A 16,490-nucleotide genomic window follows, 5' to 3' on the forward strand; every position below is an offset into this window, starting at 1 on the left:
CAGGCTTACGCTGCGGCCAGCGCGCTTGCCGCCTCCAGTATCAGCGCCGCCACTTCCACGGGACGCGAGGCCAGCGAGGCGTGACTGGCGTTGAGCGTGATGACTTTGCGCGCCTGCAGGCGCGCGGCCATGCGCTCCTGGTTGACGGGGGCAATCATGCGGTCGGCAGTGGAAATCTGGTACCAGCTGGGTTTATGCTTCCAGGCCGGGTCGCTGACGGTGTCGCCGAAGGTGCTGGCCAGCGGCGCTTTCTGCACCACGCCCAGCACGGCACCTTCTTCCGCGTCGAGGTCCTGGCAAAAGCTGTCATGGTATTGCCCGGGCTTGACCCACAGGTAGCCGTCGCTGTCGCCTTCCAGATTGGCCGCGCCGATGGGCGGGTGTTCCTGCGTGATGCTGCCCGGGCTTTCGCCCGCGTCAGGCGCGAAGGCGGCGATGTACACGAGGCCGACCACATTCGGCGCATTGCCGGCCACGCTGATGACGGCGCCGCCGTAGGAGTGTCCTACCAGCAATACCGGGCCATCGACCTGCGCCACCATCTTGCGCGTGCGCTCGGCGTCGTCGGCCAGCGACGTCAGGGGCAGTTCGACGGCGCGGATGGCCGTGTGGCCCTGGCGCCGCAATTCGAGGATGACGCGGCTCCAGTGGGCGGCGCCGCCCCAGAAACCGTGGACGAGGACGATGGTGGCTTGCTGGCTCATGCGGAACTCCTTGTGGTGTAGGAAAACAGCGTAGGCCGCGTGCGTGCCCCAAGGCAAGCGCGCGGCGGGCAGGTGCACATCCATTGTAGACCTTGCGGGTGCGCCCCGCCTGCAGCGTGCCTGCAGCCTAGAACTGGCCGCGCAGCGTCACCGAGGCATTGCGCGGCGTGCCGTAGTAATTGCCGCCGTAGGAAGATCCCACCGTGCGGTAGTACGTCTTGTCGAAGACGTTGTTGACATTCAGGGCCACGCTCCAGTGGCGGTCGATGCGATAGCTGGTCATGGCGTTCCACACGGCGTAGCCGGCCTGCGTGTAGCGAAATGGCAGGGACGGCCCGTTGAATTGCTGCGTGGCCGGGTTGAACGTGGCGGCCTGTCCGCTCACGTATTGCGTGCTCTGGATGGTGGTGCCGCCGCCTACCGTCCAGGCGTCGCCCGCGCCCGGCAAGCGCCACGTACCCCACAATTTGAGCAAATGGCGGGGCGTGATGCTGCTGAAGGCGGCGCCGTCCGTTTCATTGCGGTTGTGGTTGTAGGTATAGCCACCAGACAGGTTGAGACCCGGCACGACTTCGCCGCTCAGCTCCGCGTCGACGCCTTCGCTGATGACCTTGCCGCTGGCCGTATAGCAGCAGCTGCCTGCATACAGTTCGCTGGAAAACGGGTAGCGCGGATCGCTGATGGCCAGTTTGTCCTGCACCGTGCGGTACAGGGCCACGGCCGTATTGACCTTGCCGTCGAACAATTCGCCCTTGACTCCCGCTTCGATATTGCTGCCGCGCACGGGCGGCAAACCCTTGCCCGGTGCGGGGCCGGCCTTGGAACCGTATTGCGGATTGAAAATCTGCGCATAGCTGGCATAGGCTGTCCATTGCGCATCGATATCGTAGACCACGCCGGCGAATGGCGTGACCTTGGTCGGCTCCGTGTAGCGCGTGGCGTCGGCCAGTTGCAAGGTTTCGGTCGGGTTGCCGTCCAGGTCGTACTTTTCCCAGTACACCTGGTCGTAGCGGTATTTGTTGGCGCGCGCGCCCACGATCAGTTTGGTGGCGGGCGCCACGTCCAGGCGCAGGGTGCCGTACAGGCCATATTGCTTCTGGTCCCATGGCTGGTAGTCGCGCTGGATGTCGCCGAACACCGGGCGGGGAAAGACGGTGTCTGCCGGCTTGAACACGTTGACGGGAACGTTGTTGCCGCTGACGGGATACGCGCCGCGCCAGCGGCTCTGGATATTCTGCATGTCAGCGCCCAGCAGCACTTCGTGCGTGCGGCCGAGTAAGTCGAACGCGCCGCTCAGGCTCACGTCCAGCAGCTTTTGCTCGTTGCTGTAGATATTGTAGGCGGCAGTCGCCAGCGGGCCTATCAACGTCAGCGGATCGACGCCGCCACCCACGGGGCCCAGCTCGCCCGTACCGCTCTGGCGCGTCTGTGCCGCATTGGCGCGCAGGGTCCAGCGCTGCGCCAGGCGCCAGGTCAGCTTGGCGAACACTTCTTTCGAGGCGGCATCCATATACGCCCATGGCGCGCTCAAGCCCGTGTGGCGCGGCAAGCCCAGGTCGGCGCCATTGCTGTAGCGGGGCACGGAGGTCTGGTTGCCATGTTCGTTCAGCCGCTGTTCGCGCGCACCCAAGGCCAGCACGGCGCCCGGCGCGATATCGGCTTCCAGCACGCCGTACACGAGCGGCCGTTCGCTGGCGCGGTTGTCAATGAAATACTTGCGGTTTTCATACGCCAGCACGACGCGGCCGCGCAGCTTGCCGTCGAAGGCCAGAGGGCCGGACGCATCGATCTGGGCGCGGTAGTCGTCCCAGCTGCCGGCCGAGGCGCTGACGCTGTATTGCGGCGTGGCCGTGGGCATCTTGCGCACCAGGTTGACGGCGCCGCCCGGGTTGCCCGTGCCGTTCAACAAGCCGGCCGGACCGCGCAGGATTTCCACGCGGTCGTATTGCGCCATGTCAAAGCTGACATTGGCGACAAAGCCCTTGTCCATGGGCGCGCCGCCATCGAGCTGGAAGCTGTTGATGGCAAAACCGCGCGAATAGATATCGGTCAGGCGAAAGCCGTTATCCTGCACCGTGATGCCGGCGGCTTGCTCGGCTGCCGCGCCCAGGTCCGTCAGCTTCTGGTCGTCCAGGCGCTGGCGCGTGATGACGGAGACCGATTGCGGCAGTTCGCGCAGCGATTGCGCCGTCTTGCCGATGGTGGTGACGGGCGTGGCGTAGGAATGGCTGCCTTCCGTTTCACCGTCGCGCCGCCCCGTGACGCGAATTTCGCGCATGCTGTAGTCGGTATCCTCGGCCGCCTTGATGGCCGGCTTGCGGATGGTGACCACGCCGCCTTCGCGCACGCCTTCCAGGCCCGTGCCGTGCAACAGCAGCGGCAGGGCTTCCTGCACCGTGTAGCTGCCGCGCAAGCCTTGTGTTTGCAATCCATCCGTCAGTGCCGTGGGAAACGATAGCAGGATGCCGGCCGTGCGGCCAAAGCGCGTCAACGCCGTGTCGAGCGGGCCGGCGGGAATATCGTGGATGCTGTGCATGCCGGGCGCGGGTACGCTCGTCGCCGTGTCGGCGGCCCATGCGGCCGCTGGCTGGCCGGCCAGCAGGGCGAAGCCGCCAGCGAGGAACAGCTGGCCGATGGCAAGGGAAATGCGGCTGCGGCGCAGGCGGGAAGCAGCTGGTGTTGGGTGTGATTGCATGAGTATTCCATCGGAAGTAAAAGAGGTGTTCTCCTGTATGTCCGGTGAAAATCCAGAACAGCTCACTTTTTTTGAAAATGGTCAGCCGTCCCGCTGTAGCGCTTCGATGGTCAGCCAGTAGCGCGTCAGGTAGCGCGCCTGGATGGGCAGGCTGGCCAGCAGGGCCGTGATCACGGCTTCCGGCGCAGCCAGCTGGTAGGTGCCCGAGACGCGCAGGCTGGCGACGGCCGCATCGCAACCCAGGTGGCCGCGCCGGTGGCGCGCCAGTTCGGCCAGGAAGTCCGCAAGGCGCATGCCATTGGCCACCAGCATGCCATCCGTCCAGGCCGCGTCGCTGTCGCTGGCCACCTGCGCGGGGCCGATGGCGTGCGCGCCGAAGCTGGCGCGCTGGCCGGCGCTGACGGTGCGCGTCTCGCTGCCGGCGCTGGTACGGATCTCGACGGCGCCTTCGAATACGTCCAGCCGGGTGAGATGGTCCATGCGGCGCACGCTGAAACGCGTGCCCAGAGGGCGCAGCGTGCCGTGCGGCGTTGCCAGCACGAAGGGGCGCTCGTCCGCATGGCCCGTGGTCGCCAGCAATTCGCCCGCCAGCAGCACGATGCGCCGTTCGCCGGGCGCGTAGGCCAGCTTGACGGCCGTATCCGTATTGAGCTGCAGGCGCGTGCCATCGGCCAGTGTGTGGTCGCCACGTTCGCCCACGGCCGTGCGCAGGTCGGCGCGCCAGTGCTGCCAGGGCAGCTGTTCCTGCGCCAGCCAGGCGCTGCTGCCGGTGAAAAGGGCGAGGGTCAGGATTTTCAGGGCGTGGCGGCGTCCTGGCGAACGGGGCGGGGCCAGCATGGCATGTGCGAGGGCCGCGCCGACGGGCGAGGCGATGTCGCGCAAGCGTCCGTTTACGGCCTCGATGCACTGCCAGGCGCGCCGGTGCTCGGGGTGCTGCGCCAGCCATGCCTGCAAGCCCTGGCGCGCCTGGGCCTGAGCGCTGGTGTCTTCCGTTTGCAATTCCACCAGCCAGGCGACGGCGGCACGCGCCACCGCGGCAGAGATGGGGGCGGCATCGTGCGCGCCCTGCATCAGCTGGCCATGGCGAAATAGCACTGCGCATAGGCGCGCGCCAGGTGGCGCTTGACGGTGCTCAGGGAAATGCGCAGTTCGGCCCCGATTTCAGCCTGGCTCATGCCATCGAGCTGCGCATACAAAAAAGCGCGCCTGACGACGTTGGGCAGGCCGGACAGCAGGCGGTCGATTTCCAGCAGGCTTTCCAGCAGCAGCGCCCGCTCTTCGGGCGAGGGTGCGCTGGCCGCAGGCAGCTGGCCCAGCGCGTCCAGATAGGCCCGTTCCAGCTGCTGGCGCTCCGTGTAGTTGCACAGCACGCGGCGCGCGATGGTGGTCAGGAAGGCGCGCGGTTCGCGCGCGGCGATCGGTTCCTGGCGGTCCAGCAGGCGCACGAAGGTGTCGTGCGCCAGGTCGGCCGCTTTGCCGGTGTCGCCCAGGCGCCGCCGCAGCCAGCCTTGCAGCCAGCCGTGGTGGTCGAGGTACAAGGTGCTGATTTCCTGGTGCAGCGGGTGTTTGGCTGTGGGCATGGCGTTCAGTGAGCGGTATGCAGAGCTGTGAACGGTCGGCTGTTACACTTTGCATTAAATGAGGATGGTAATCATTCTCAATTGTAGCGCCGCGCTGTCATTTGCGCAATATGCGTTGGCCGGGTACTTACTTGTCCCAGTGCATGGCCTCGATGGCATCGACCACCGTATTTTCGTATTCGATGAAGAAGTCGCTGTGGAAGCCGTTGCGTATCACCAGATGGCTGCTGCCGGGCAGGGCGGCGGCCAGGCGGTCGCCGTCGGCCAGGCGCAGCGGGCGGATAAAGTCCAGCAGCGCTTGCGCGTCGGCCTGGCTGGCGGGATCGGCTTGCAGCAGCCATGGAAACAGGTTGCGCAAGGTGCCGGGATCGACGGTGACGACGAGCGCCGGCGCGCGCACGCGGCGGTAGTCGGGCGAAAAATTGTGCGCGGCCATGTCCATGGCCCTGGCGACGGCGGGCGGGGTATTCGCTTGCACGGCGCCGCCGGGCAGCACTTCCAGGGCGTCGCGCCAGTTCGCTTCCAGCGCCGGCCACCATTGCTTGTTGATCCGCCTGGCATAGGCGATCGAGGCGTCCAGCGATGCCAAGTCGGCCGGGCCAGGCGGCGGTTCGTCGAAGGGCGTGGGCTGGGGTTCCTCATAGCCGCCGCTGGCCAGGTAATCGAAGGTCGTGTCCAGATACACGAGTCCCCGCACGCGCTGCGGGTGCCTGCCGGCGAACAGGGTCAGCTCGTTGCCGGCGATGGAATGCCCGGCCAGGATGATGCGTTGAACCTTCAGTGCGTCCAGCACGGCCAGCAGGTCGGCCACCAGGGTGGCGGGGGCATACGTCATATCGTTGGCGTCGTTGACGGGCAGCGGCTTGCTGGAAGCGCCATAGCCGCGCCGCGTGACGGCCAGCACGCGGTGGCGGCGCGCCAGCGCGGGCGCCAGGCTGTCGAAGGCGTGCGCATTGGCGCCCAGACCTGCCAGCAGGACGATGACATCGGCCTCGCTGCCGGTCGCGCTGCGCCAGTCGCGCACGTGCAGGCTGACGCCGGGGGCGGCGCCGATCTGCCGGTCGATCACCGCCGCGGCGCGCGGCCCGCTGCCGCCGCCACAGGCGGCCAGGCCCGCCAGCGCGCCCATGCCGAACAGCAGGCGCCTGCGGGCGTGGAAACGGGGGATGGCATCGGTGGGTCTGGTCATGCGGTACTCCTTGCTGGACGGGGACATGGCCAGTATCGGCGCCGCGCATGAAGTACAGCTGAGGGGCGGGTGAAGGAAGGCTGAAGGCCCGCCGGCCGCGCTAGTGCGACACCAGCACCGGCAACGTCGTCTCCTGCAGCACGGTGCGCGTGACGCCGCCCAGCAGCGCTTCGCGCAGGCGCATGTGGCCGTAGCAGCCCATCACGACCAGGTCGCAGCGCCGCTGCGCGGCCATGGCCAGCAGGGCCGCGCCCACGTCCTGGCTCGGCGGCGTGTCGTGCTGCAGCACCTCCACGTTGACGCCGTGGCGCGCCAGGTACAGGGCCAGGTCGGCACCCGGCTGCTCGCCATGCGCGGCCGCCTGGGCGTGCGAATTGACGACGGCCAGGGTGACTTGCCGCGCCCTTTGCAGCAGCGGCAGCGCATCGGTGATGGCGCGCAGCGCTTCGGCGCTGCCGTTCCAGGCCAGCAGCGGATGCTGCGCGATGCCCGCTGGCGCGGCGCAAGGCGCGTGCGGCACCATCAGCACGGGCCGGCCGCAATGGAGCATCAGGTATTCGGCCGTGCCGGCGATGACGCGCGACGGCGTATCCTGCGCATCCGTCTGGCCCAGGATCAGCAAGTCGCAATAGCGCGCCTGCAGCAGCAGCGCGCCTTGCGCGTCGTCGTCGACGAAGCGTGTTTCGTAGCTGCCCAGGCCTTCCTCGCGGGCGATGCGCTCGAAGTCGTGCAGCGCTTCGCTGGCCTGGTTGCGCAGCGCCTGCATCTGCGCCGGCGCAAACTGCAGCGCGTTGACGCCGCCGCCATACGCGTAGCGCGAGAGGCCGCTCATGGCCGAACCGATCAGGTGCGCCCCTTCGGCGACGGCCAGGCGCACGGCCAGGCGGATGCGCTGGGCGCAGTGGCGGGAATTGTCGACGTGGACCAGCAGGGTCGTATAGGGCATGGCGTTTTCCTCGGTTGTCGGTTGTCAGGTCTGCAGCACGTAGCTGCCCGGTGCATCGCCCAGGGCAGGCCCCATGGCCGGTGGCGCCACTTGCGCGCCCGCGCGTTCTTGCAGCCACGCTTGCCAGGCGGGCCACCACGAACCGTCATGGTGCGGCACGTCGCGTTGCCAGCTGTCCGCGTCGACATAGGGCGCATCGTGGCCGTGCGTGGCCAGCTGGTAGCTGCGGCGCGGCTGGCCCGGCGGCGAGACCACGCCCGCATTGTGGCCGCCCGAGGTGAGCAAAAAGGTGACGTCCGTGTCGGTCAGCAGCTGCAGTTTATACACGGAGCGCCACGGCGCCACGTGGTCCGTCAGGGTGCCGACGGCAAAGATGGGCGCGTCGATGTCGCGCAGGGCGATGTGGCGGCCCGCCGTGCGGTAGCGGCCTTCGGCCAGGTCGTTGTGCAGGAACAGGCGGCGCAGGTATTCCGCATGCATGCGGCAGGGCATGCGCGTGGCGTCCCCGTTCCAGGCCATCAGGTCGCTGTCCTGCTCGTCTTGTCCCATCAGGTAATGGCGCAGCTGGCGCGACCAGACCAGGTCGTTCGAGCGCAGCAGCTGGAAGGCGCCCGCCATCTGCTTCGTATCGAGGTAGCCCTGCTTCCACATGGCCGCTTCCAGGAAGCTGACCTGGCTATCGTCGATGAACAGCGACAGTTCGCCCGGCTCCTTGAAGTCGACCTGCGAGGCCAGCATGGTGAGGCTGGCCAGGCGCGCATCGCCGTCGCGCGCCATCGTCGCGGCGGCGATCGCCAGCAGGGTGCCACCCAGGCAGTAGCCGGCCGCATGCACCTGCGGCGCGCCCGTGATGCGGGCAACGGCGTCGAGCGCATCCATCACGCCCAGCTGGCGATAGTCTTCCAGCGACAACTCGCGGTCTTCTTCCAGCGGGTTTTTCCAGGAAATCATGAATACCGTGTGGCCCTGGCCCACCAGGTAGCGCACCAGCGAATTGTGCGGCGACAGGTCGAGAATATAGAACTTCATGATCCAGGCGGGCACGAACAGCAGCGGCGTCGCATGCACGCTCTCTGTCGCGGGCGCGTACTGTATCAATTCGATCAAGTCATTGCGGTAGACCACCTTGCCCGGCGTGACGGCCAGGTTCTGGCCCACCTTGTAGCGGTGCGCATCGGGTGCATGCGCTCCCATGGCGGCGCGCTGCCAGTCGCCGGCCGCGTGGGCCATGCCGCGCGCCAGGCTGGCGCCGCCGCTGTCGAGGGCCGCTTGCTGTACCACGGGATTGGTCAGCAGGAAGTTCGACGGTGCCAGCATGTCGAGCCACTGGCGCACGGTGAACGTGACGACATCTTCGTGGTGCGGCGAGACGCCGCGCACGCCCGTGGTGGCGCGGTGCCACCATTGCTGCTGCAGCAAGAAGCCCTGGTAGACGAGGTTGTACGGCCAGCGCCGCCAGGCAGGGTCGTCGAAGCGCCGGTCCTGCGGCAGCGGCGCGATGCACGGCGGCTCAGTGGCGCTGCCGGCCAGCGCCGATTGCAGCGCGTACTGCTGCCAGCGGCCGATCTTCTTCCACGCTTCCTGCAGCAGGGTTTGCTGCTTCGATGGCGCCAGCGCCAGGTGGCTGAGCCAGTCGGCATAGGCGTTGCCCAGCGCGGCAGGCGAAATGCCGCCCGTGAACTTGCCCAGCCAGGCGCTCAGCAGCAGGTCCAGGGTGGCGCCTTCCGGTGCGCTTTCCGGATAGTCGGGCACTGGCACGCCTTGCCAGGCGCTGCCCAGGCGCTCATGTTCAATGTTGTGTTCCGCGTCGCTCGGCTGCGTCTTGCTCATCCAGGACTCCTGTCATTTTTTTACAGGGTAGCAAGAGCTTGTTCAAAAAATTATGATCTACATCAAGTTTGGCCGGATGCGTGCGGCAGGCGGCTTGCCACCTGGATGGCAGTTCGAATACAAGCCATTTAAACGAATATTGCGATTAAAATGATTATATTGAATTTTAATCCACGCTGGTTCGGGCCTGGATGGCGTGAAAAGCTTGCTGTAAGCCATTTCTCACTATGGCAGGACATATTTCCTCCATCGTTCCGCCTGTCGAGGAATAAGAAAAACGATTTTTTCGTGAATTTATTTGTTGTATTTGATAAATTTATGTAGCAAGATGTAGTTAAGCAAGAAGTGAAGCAAGACCGCTCACGGTGGATAGAGGAGATGGACATGCATACGAAAATGTCGGCAAGCGGCAGCGAAGAGGCGGGCAAGGGCTATCCACACGGGGCAGGCGCGGGTGCCGGCAATGCGTCCGTGCGGCGCCTGAAGGCGATCGGCTACCTGGCCCTGTTGCTGGCCATACTGCCGGCCGCAACGTGCATCGCCATGGGGCGCGCCGGCGTACCGGCGCCGTTCAGCACAGCCTGCGGCGTGGTGTCGTGCGTCGCCGCAGGCCATGCGCTCTAGCGCACTGCCTGTGCTTCTTCGCAGATCCATGCCATGAATGCCTGCACGGCGGGGCGCGTGGCCGCGTCGGGCCGCGCCACCAGGTAGTAGGCAAAGCGCGCGGGCCAGGGCAAGTCCAGCACTTGCACCAGGCGCCCGGCGGCGATTTCCTCCTGCGCGTACAGCTGCGGCACCAGGGCCAGGCCCTGGCCCGCCTCGGCTGCGCGTATCAATAGAAAGTCATCTTCGAAGGCCGAGCCGCGCCGCGCCCGCGCCGCATCCGTGCTGTCGTCCGGGGCGCCATGTGCGGCCAGCCACAATGGCCAGTCGGCGCGGTCCGTATCGTGCAGCAGCGGGTAGCGCAGGCAATCGGCCGGCGTGGCGATGGGCGGCTGGCCCGCCATCAGGGATGGACTGGCGACGGGCACCAGCACGGGCGCCATCAATCGCGTCACCTGCAAGCCCGGATAGTCGCCCAGGCCGTGGCGCAAGGCCACGTCGACCCGGTCGCGGCGCAGGTCGACCAGCGCGGATGTCGCTTCCACGCGCACCTCGATATGCGGATGGCGCTGGTTGAAGCGGCCCAGGCGCGGCACCAGCCACGCGGCGGCAAAGGTGGCGACCGTGCTGACGGTCAGCGTCTGGCGCGCGCCCATGTCTTCCAGCGCCTGGCTGGCGCCGGCGATCTGCGCGAAGGCGCCCAGCAGGGCGGGGTGGACCATGGCGCCCGCCTCGGTCAGGCGCAAGCCCTGGCGTTCGCGCGTAAACAGGGGCATGCCGACCCGCTCTTCCAGCAGGCGGATCTGCTGGCTGACGGCGCCGGACGTCACGTGCAGCGCCTCGGCTGCCGCCTTGATGCTGCCGCGCTGGCCCACTTCGACAAAGGCGCGCAGCGCCTGGAGCGGTAAAGGATGCTTCATCGATATAGTTTTTCTATAGTTGTCCGCGAAAAATCATCGTTTCAGTTTCGCTCTGGAAAAACGCATTATAGGGGCATGCGGCGTTCTTTTGACGTCGAGTAAAACTATATCGATAGGATCTCCATGTTACTTTCACATCGGCAGCTTTGCCTGGTGTTGCTGTGCACCACGCAATTCGTTGCCTTGCTCGACTTTTCCATCACCATGATCCCCTTGCCGCAGATCCAGCAGAGTCTGGGCTTTACGCCCGGCGGGCTGCAATGGGTGATCAATGCGTATGGCGTGGCCATCGCCGGCTTCCTGCTGCTGGGCGGGCGCGCGGCCGACATGTTTGGCCGCCGCCGCGTCTTCATCACGGGGCTGCTGCTGTTCACGGCCGCCTCGCTGCTCGGTGGTTTTTCGCACAGCCCGGCCATGCTGGTGGCCACGCGCGCGCTGCAGGGCTTCGGCGCCGCCATGTTTTCGCCGGCTGCGTTCTCCCTGCTGCTGGCCGTGTTTCCCGAGCCGGCGCAGCGCAACCGGGCGCTGGGGGCCTGGACGGCCGTGGCGGCCAGCGGCTTTGTCGCGGGACTGATACTGGGCGGCTTCATCACGGATATGCTGGGCTGGCGTTGGGTGCTGTGGATTAACGTGCCCGTCGGCTTGCTGGTGCTGGCCCTGTCGCCGGCCTTGCCCCTGGGCCGGCCCGATGCGGATGGCGCTGCGGCTGGCGGCGCGCTCGATGTGTGGGGTGCGCTGCTGGTGGCGTCGGGTGCGGCGACGCTGGTGTTTGCCTTTGCCAATAGCGAGCATGTGGGACTGGCGCATCCGCTCACGTTTGCCCTGGTCGCGCTGGCGCTGGCCCTGCTGGCGCTGTTCGTCTGGGTGGAGGGACGCGTGGCCGCGCCGCTGATGCCGCTGGCCGTCTTCCTGCGCCGCTCCACGGGCGGCGCGAATATCGTCTCCCTGCTGGCCAACACGGCCCTGGGGCCCACTTTTGTCGTGGTGGCGCTGGCCATGCAGGAAGTGCTGGGCTTCAGTGCCACGCGCACGGGGCTGGGACTGCTGCCCATGGCCGTCGCCTTTACCCTGGCCAGCGCGTGGGCCGGGCCGGCATTGATCGCCCGCTGCGGCACCAAGCCCGTCATCGTCGGCGGCATGCTGCTGTTCATCGGCGGGCTGGCCATGCTGGGCAGTTCGCTGGCCACGCTGGCTGCCTGGGGCGCCTCCATCCTGCCCGGCACCGTACTGGCCGGCATCGGCTATGGCCTGGCGTTTCCCGCCTGGACCGTGGCCGGCATCGATGGCGTGCCGGAAGCGGACCATGGCCTGGCGGGCGGCATGCTGACCACCACGCAGGAGGTCGGGTCCGCCGTGGGCCTGGCCGTGGGCGTGGCTGTCAGCATCGCCGTGCTGGCCGGCGGCGGCACGGCCGCGCAAGGCTACAGCAGCGCCATCCTCGTTTCCGCCTGCCTGGTCGTGGCGGGCCTGGCGTGCGCCATCGCCATCCTGCCCGGCAAGGCCGCACGCCAGGAGGCGGCGCCATGATGGAGCTCTACACCGACAGCTCGCCGAACGGTTTCAAAGCCACGATTGCGCTGGCCGAACTGGGCTTGCCATACCGGCTGCGCCATGTGCGCATCGAGCAGGGCGAACACCGGCTGCCTGCTTTCCTGGCCCTCAATCCGCACGCGCGCATTCCCGTGCTGGTTGACCACGAGACGGGCATCACCGTGTTCGAGTCGGCCGCCATATTGCTGTACCTGGCCGAGAAAACGGGGCGGCTGCTGCCGAACGCTCCCGCGCAGCGCTGGGCCGCCATCATCTGGCTGCAATTCCACGCGGCCAGCATGGGGCCGATGCTGGGCCAGCGCGTGCATTTCGAGATCGCGGGCGGAGGCGCGAATGCGGCCGCCACGGCGCACTTTCGCCAGCTGTGCGCCGCCGCGCTGGCCACCATGGATGGCCGCCTGGCGGACAACGCCTACCTGGCCGGCGACGGCTATTCCATCGCCGACATCGCCAGCTTCGGCTGGCTGCATATCGCCCGCATCGTCGGCTTCGAACTCGATGACTGGCCGCACGTGGCCGCCTGGTACGCCCGCGTGGCTGCCCGCCCGGCCGTGCAGCTGGGCATCTCCATTCCCGCGCCCGCCACGGGCGCCTGATTTTGATCAAGGAACAGCATGAGCATAGACATCATAGAAGGCGCTTCGTCGCAGGCTTTCACGCAGCACCGCGGCTACCGCCGCATGTTCGCGCCCGGCGCGCTCACCCTCGGCATTTATCTGCCGCTGCGTTTTTACCAGGGCGACATGCGGGCGCTGGCCGGCCAGGCCGACCTGGTCGCCGCCATGGACCGGCAAGGCTTTGCCGCCGCCTGGGTGCGCGACATTCCCCTGTTCGACCCGCGCTTCGGCGATGCGGGCCAGCTGTTCGATCCATGGACCTATCTGGCGTATCTGGCGGCGCGCACGGATGCGCTGGCCCTGGCCACGGGCAGCGCCATCTTTACCCTGCGCCATCCCATCGACCTGGCCAAGGCGGCCGCCAGCATCGACCAGCTGTCGGGCGGGCGCCTGGTGCTGGGCACGGCGTCGGGCGACCGCGCCAGCGAATTTCCCGCGTATGGCGTGCCGCATGCCACGCGCGGCGCGCGCTATGCGCAGGCCGTGCACATGTTCCGCCAGTTGCTGCAGCCGGGCTCCGCGCATATCGACGGCCCGCTGGGCAGCCTGGCTGGCCTCGAACTGCTGCCCAAGCCCGTGGCGGGCGTCATTCCCCTGGTCGTCACCAGTTCCTCCGGCCAGCCGCTGGAGTGGATCGGGCGTCATGCCGACGGCTGGCTGACGTATCCGGAAGCGACGGATACGCCGGACGGGCCGCGCCGGCTGGCGGAAAAGATCCGCGCCTGGCGCGCCTGCATACCCGATGGCGGCTTTCGTCCGCACATGTGCAATGAGTGGCTGGACCTGGTGGACGACCCCGATTATCCGCGCACGCCCGTGCGCAGCGGCTATGTGCTGCGCACAGGGCGCAAGGGCTTGATCGATTTGCTTGGTGAATGGCGCGAAGCGGGCGTCAACCATGCGGCGCTGGGCATCCAGCATGGCCAGCGCCCGGCTGCGGAGGTGCTGCAGGAACTGGCCGAGGAGGTGCTGCCGCACTTTCCGTCGCATGCGGCGCCGTGCGGGGATATGCTTCGCTGGTAGTGGCGCTAAAACGCCTGGCTGACTGAATAAATCAGCAAGCCGGCCAGGCCGCCCACGATGGTGCCGTTGATGCGGATGAATTGCAGGTCGCGCCCGATGGCCAGTTCGATGCGCTCGCTCATTTCATCCTTGCTCCACAGGTCCAGGCGGGCGGCGATGAAGGCGCCCACTTCGCCCCGGTAGCGGCGCACCAGCGAGCCGCTGCCGGCGACGATGGCGTCGTTTAGCCATGCCCGCGCAGCTTTGTCCGTCTCCAGCACCTTGCCCGTGTTGCGTGCCAGGCCGGCGATGGCTTGCGCCAGCACGGGCTGGTCGGCGTGCAGGTCGGCCAGCAGGCGCGTGCCGATGTGGTTCCAGACTTCGCCCAGCATGGCTTGCACCGTGTCGCTGGCGACCAGCTGCAACTGGTAGCGGCGCACCGTTGCCTGCCACTGCGGGTCGGCCTTCAGGTGCAAGGCGCTGTCGGCGATCCAGCCGGCGATGCGCTGGCGCAGCGGGTGCTGCGGGTCGACGCGCACGGCGAGGGCGAATTTCTGCAGCGAGGCGATCATGCGCGGCTCGTACGCTTTCACGGCTTTTTTCACCAGCGCGTTCTCGATCTGGAAAGCGCCCAGCACGAAGTCGCCGATGGCGGCGTGGTGACCTTCGTCGTCCAGGTAGGCGGCGCTGCGGTCGAGCATGAAGTCCAGCAGTTCCTGCGGCTTGCCGTCGGCGATCAGCGCATCGATGCAGTCGGCCGCCACGTCCGACAGATTCAATTGTCCCAGGTAGCCGCTGGCCTGCTCGCGCAGCAGGCGGCCCAGTTTCTCGTGATCGGCCATCGCCAGCAGCTGCCTGGCGACACTGGCGCTGGCCATGCCCAGCCGCTGCGCGTGGACCTCGTCACCGAGCCAGGCGCCCAGCCGCGCGGCGGGATCGGCCTGCACGATGCGCTCGGCGATGCCTTGCTCGGTGATGAAATGGTTTTCCACGAAGGCGCCCAGGCTGCGGCCGATGTCCGCCTTGCTGTTCGGGATGATGGCCGTATGCCACAGGGGGATGCCCAGCGGGTGGCGGAACAGGGCGACGACGGCGAACCAGTCGGCGATCGCCCCCACCATGGCCGCTTCGGCGAACGCTTCCACATAGCCCCATGCAGGGTGGCCGCCCCGCTGCGAACGGGCCACGGCGAAGACCAGCGCGGCCAGCAGCAGCAGGCCAACGGCCAGCCACTGCATGTTGCGCAGGCGCGCGCGCTTGAGCTGGTCCGTGCTCTGGTCCAGCTGTGCGATGAGGTCGGGGGAAGGTTGCATGGATGGCGGCCTGCAGGGTTGCGAGACCGCCATCTTACTGCGATGGCGCAGTGACGGGATTACTGTTGCGGATGCAGCAGCGAACGGCGGCGCGCGTAGCCGAAGTAGATCACCAGGCCGATCACCAGCCAGATGGTGAAGGCCACCCAGGTGACCCAGCTGAGGAAGCTCATCAGGCCCACGCACAGGATCACGGCCAGCGCCGGCACATACGGCACGCCGGGGCAGCGGAAGGCGCGCGGCAGGTCGGGACGCTTCTTGCGCAGCACCACGACAGCTATCGACACCATGGTGAAGGCGGCCAGGGTGCCGATGTTGATCAGCTCGGCGAGGATGTTGAGCGGGATCACGGCGGCGATCAGGCCGAAGACGATGCCGACCAGCCAGGTGGCGAAGAACGGCGTGTGGAAGCGCGGGTGCACGGTCGACAGGCGCTTTGGCAGCAAGCCGTCGCGCGACATGGCGAAGATGATGCGCGTCTGGCCGAAGGCCATCACGAGGATCACGGTGGTCATGCCGAGGATGGCGCCCAGGTCGACGAAGCCGGCGATCCAGTTTTCGCCCGCGTATTGCAGGGCCAGCGAGACGGGATGGTCGACGCCGAGGAATTTCTGGTATGGCACGATGCCCGTCATGATGGCCGACACCACCACGTACAGCACGGCGCACACGGCCAGCGAACCGATGATCCCGATAGGCAGGTCGCGCGACGGTTTCTTGACTTCCTCTGCGGCCGAGGTGACGGCGTCAAAGCCGATGAAGGCAAAGAAGACGAGGGCGGCGGCGCTCAGCATGCCGTGGTAGCCGAACGGCATGTAGGGCTGCCAGTTGGCCGGCTGCACGTGGCGCGCGCCGAAGATAATAAACAGCAGCACCACGCCCACCTTGATGGCCACCATGATGTTGTTCAGGCGCGCCGATTCGCGCACGCCCCAGCCCAGCATGGCCGTCAGCAGCAGCATGATGACGAGGGCCGGCAGGTTGATGAAGGTCGTCACGCCGGGCAGCGCGCCCGGTGCGGCGGTGAGTGCGACGGGCAGGGCGATGCCAAAGCCCGACAGCAGCGACTGGAAGTAGCCGGACCAGCCGACGGAGACGGCGGCAGCGGCCAGGCCGTACTCGAGCAGCAAGTCCCAGCCTATCATCCAGGCTGCCAGCTCGCCCAGGGTGGCATAGCTGTAGGTGTAGATGGAGCCGGCCACGGGCACCGTGGAGGCGAATTCCGCGTAGCACAGGGCGGCGAAGCAGCAGGCGACGGCCGCCACGACGAACGACAGCGACAGGGCGGGGCCGGCCGTCAGCGCGCCCGTGCCGGTGAGTACGAAAATGCCGGTGCCGACGATGGCGCCAATGCCCATGAGGACAAGGTCGAAGGGCCCCAGCACCTTGGCCAATCCTCCTGGCTTCTTGCTGTGGGCAATCATGTCATCCAAATTCTTGGTTCTAAATAAGCTCACTGTGTCTCCTGGTGGTTTTTGTCATGGCGCCATTGCCGCCTCGTGAGTAGCACGACGCAGCCAGATTCTAGCCCAGGCGCCCG

General features: G+C 67.1%; 14 protein-coding genes. 4 read left to right on the forward strand and 10 right to left on the reverse strand.

Features of this window, described 5'->3' with window-relative positions; translation table 11 throughout:
• Window positions 1-5 precede the first annotated feature (5 nt).
• From O3297_RS05660 to O3297_RS05690, 7 genes are all read right to left on the reverse strand, one after another.
• Window positions 6-704 carry an alpha/beta hydrolase gene (locus O3297_RS05660; protein WP_070256403.1) on the reverse strand — a complete coding sequence of 233 codons (699 nt, stop codon included), beginning with the start codon at window positions 702-704 and terminating at the stop codon, window positions 6-8.
• A gap of 127 nt (window positions 705-831) precedes the next feature.
• Complete coding sequence (locus tag O3297_RS05665; RefSeq protein WP_151094894.1) at window positions 832-3,399, reverse strand: TonB-dependent receptor; 2,568 nt, start codon at window positions 3,397-3,399, stop codon at window positions 832-834.
• Between the two features lie 81 nt (window positions 3,400-3,480).
• Window positions 3,481-4,494: a FecR domain-containing protein gene (locus O3297_RS05670; RefSeq protein ID WP_305048006.1), complete on the reverse strand. Its 1,014-nt coding sequence runs from the start codon at window positions 4,492-4,494 to the stop codon at window positions 3,481-3,483.
• Window positions 4,470-4,979, reverse strand: coding sequence for a sigma-70 family RNA polymerase sigma factor (locus O3297_RS05675; protein WP_305048007.1), 510 nt, complete (start codon window positions 4,977-4,979; stop codon window positions 4,470-4,472). Before O3297_RS05675 ends, O3297_RS05670 begins: the two co-directional genes overlap by 25 nt.
• A gap of 127 nt (window positions 4,980-5,106) precedes the next feature.
• Window positions 5,107-6,168 carry an alpha/beta hydrolase family protein gene (locus tag O3297_RS05680; protein ID WP_305048008.1) on the reverse strand — a complete coding sequence of 354 codons (1,062 nt, stop codon included), beginning with the start codon at window positions 6,166-6,168 and terminating at the stop codon, window positions 5,107-5,109.
• Between the two features lie 100 nt (window positions 6,169-6,268).
• Window positions 6,269-7,114, reverse strand: a complete 846-nt coding sequence (locus O3297_RS05685) for a universal stress protein (protein WP_305048009.1) — start codon at window positions 7,112-7,114, stop codon at window positions 6,269-6,271.
• Between the two features lie 24 nt (window positions 7,115-7,138).
• Window positions 7,139-8,944 carry an alpha/beta hydrolase gene (locus O3297_RS05690; RefSeq protein WP_305048010.1) on the reverse strand — a complete coding sequence of 602 codons (1,806 nt, stop codon included), beginning with the start codon at window positions 8,942-8,944 and terminating at the stop codon, window positions 7,139-7,141.
• 384 nt (window positions 8,945-9,328) lie between these two features.
• Between O3297_RS05690 and O3297_RS05695 the strand changes: the two genes are divergently transcribed.
• The gene (locus O3297_RS05695; protein ID WP_139144139.1) at window positions 9,329-9,568 is read left to right on the forward strand and encodes a hypothetical protein; all 240 of its coding nucleotides are present in this window, start codon (window positions 9,329-9,331) and stop codon (window positions 9,566-9,568) included.
• Here O3297_RS05695 and gcvA read toward each other — a convergent pair.
• Window positions 9,565-10,467 carry a transcriptional regulator GcvA gene (gene gcvA / locus O3297_RS05700; protein WP_092613595.1) on the reverse strand — a complete coding sequence of 301 codons (903 nt, stop codon included), beginning with the start codon at window positions 10,465-10,467 and terminating at the stop codon, window positions 9,565-9,567. The two genes, O3297_RS05695 and gcvA, sit on opposite strands and share 4 nt — an antisense overlap.
• A 123-nt stretch (window positions 10,468-10,590) precedes the next feature.
• Here gcvA and O3297_RS05705 point away from each other — a divergent pair, with 123 nt between their 5' ends.
• The 3 genes from O3297_RS05705 to O3297_RS05715 are packed head-to-tail and all read left to right on the forward strand — an operon-like array spanning window position 10,591 to window position 13,658.
• Entirely contained in the window at window positions 10,591-11,994 is a 1,404-nt protein-coding gene (locus O3297_RS05705) for an MFS transporter (RefSeq protein ID WP_305048011.1), read from the forward strand.
• On the forward strand, window positions 11,991-12,614 hold the full coding sequence (locus O3297_RS05710; protein WP_305048012.1) for a glutathione S-transferase family protein: 624 nt from the start codon (window positions 11,991-11,993) through the stop codon (window positions 12,612-12,614). Before O3297_RS05705 ends, O3297_RS05710 begins: the two co-directional genes overlap by 4 nt.
• A gap of 18 nt (window positions 12,615-12,632) precedes the next feature.
• Window positions 12,633-13,658, forward strand: a complete 1,026-nt coding sequence (locus O3297_RS05715) for an LLM class oxidoreductase (RefSeq protein WP_305048013.1) — start codon at window positions 12,633-12,635, stop codon at window positions 13,656-13,658.
• Window positions 13,659-13,663: 5 nt separating this feature from the next.
• On the opposite strand, the gene O3297_RS05720 is transcribed toward O3297_RS05715, so the two are convergent.
• Together O3297_RS05720 and O3297_RS05725 are read right to left on the reverse strand one after the other, a co-directional pair.
• Window positions 13,664-14,950: a DUF445 domain-containing protein gene (locus tag O3297_RS05720; RefSeq protein WP_305048014.1), complete on the reverse strand. Its 1,287-nt coding sequence runs from the start codon at window positions 14,948-14,950 to the stop codon at window positions 13,664-13,666.
• Window positions 14,951-15,009: 59 nt separating this feature from the next.
• On the reverse strand, window positions 15,010-16,407 hold the full coding sequence (locus O3297_RS05725) for an amino acid permease (protein WP_099393469.1): 1,398 nt from the start codon (window positions 16,405-16,407) through the stop codon (window positions 15,010-15,012).
• Window positions 16,408-16,490: the final 83 nt, after the last annotated feature.

Origin of the sequence: Janthinobacterium sp. SUN128, from assembly GCF_030587275.1 — a bacterium.
In the GTDB taxonomy this organism is placed as follows: Bacteria; Pseudomonadota; Gammaproteobacteria; order Burkholderiales; family Burkholderiaceae_D; genus Janthinobacterium; species Janthinobacterium lividum.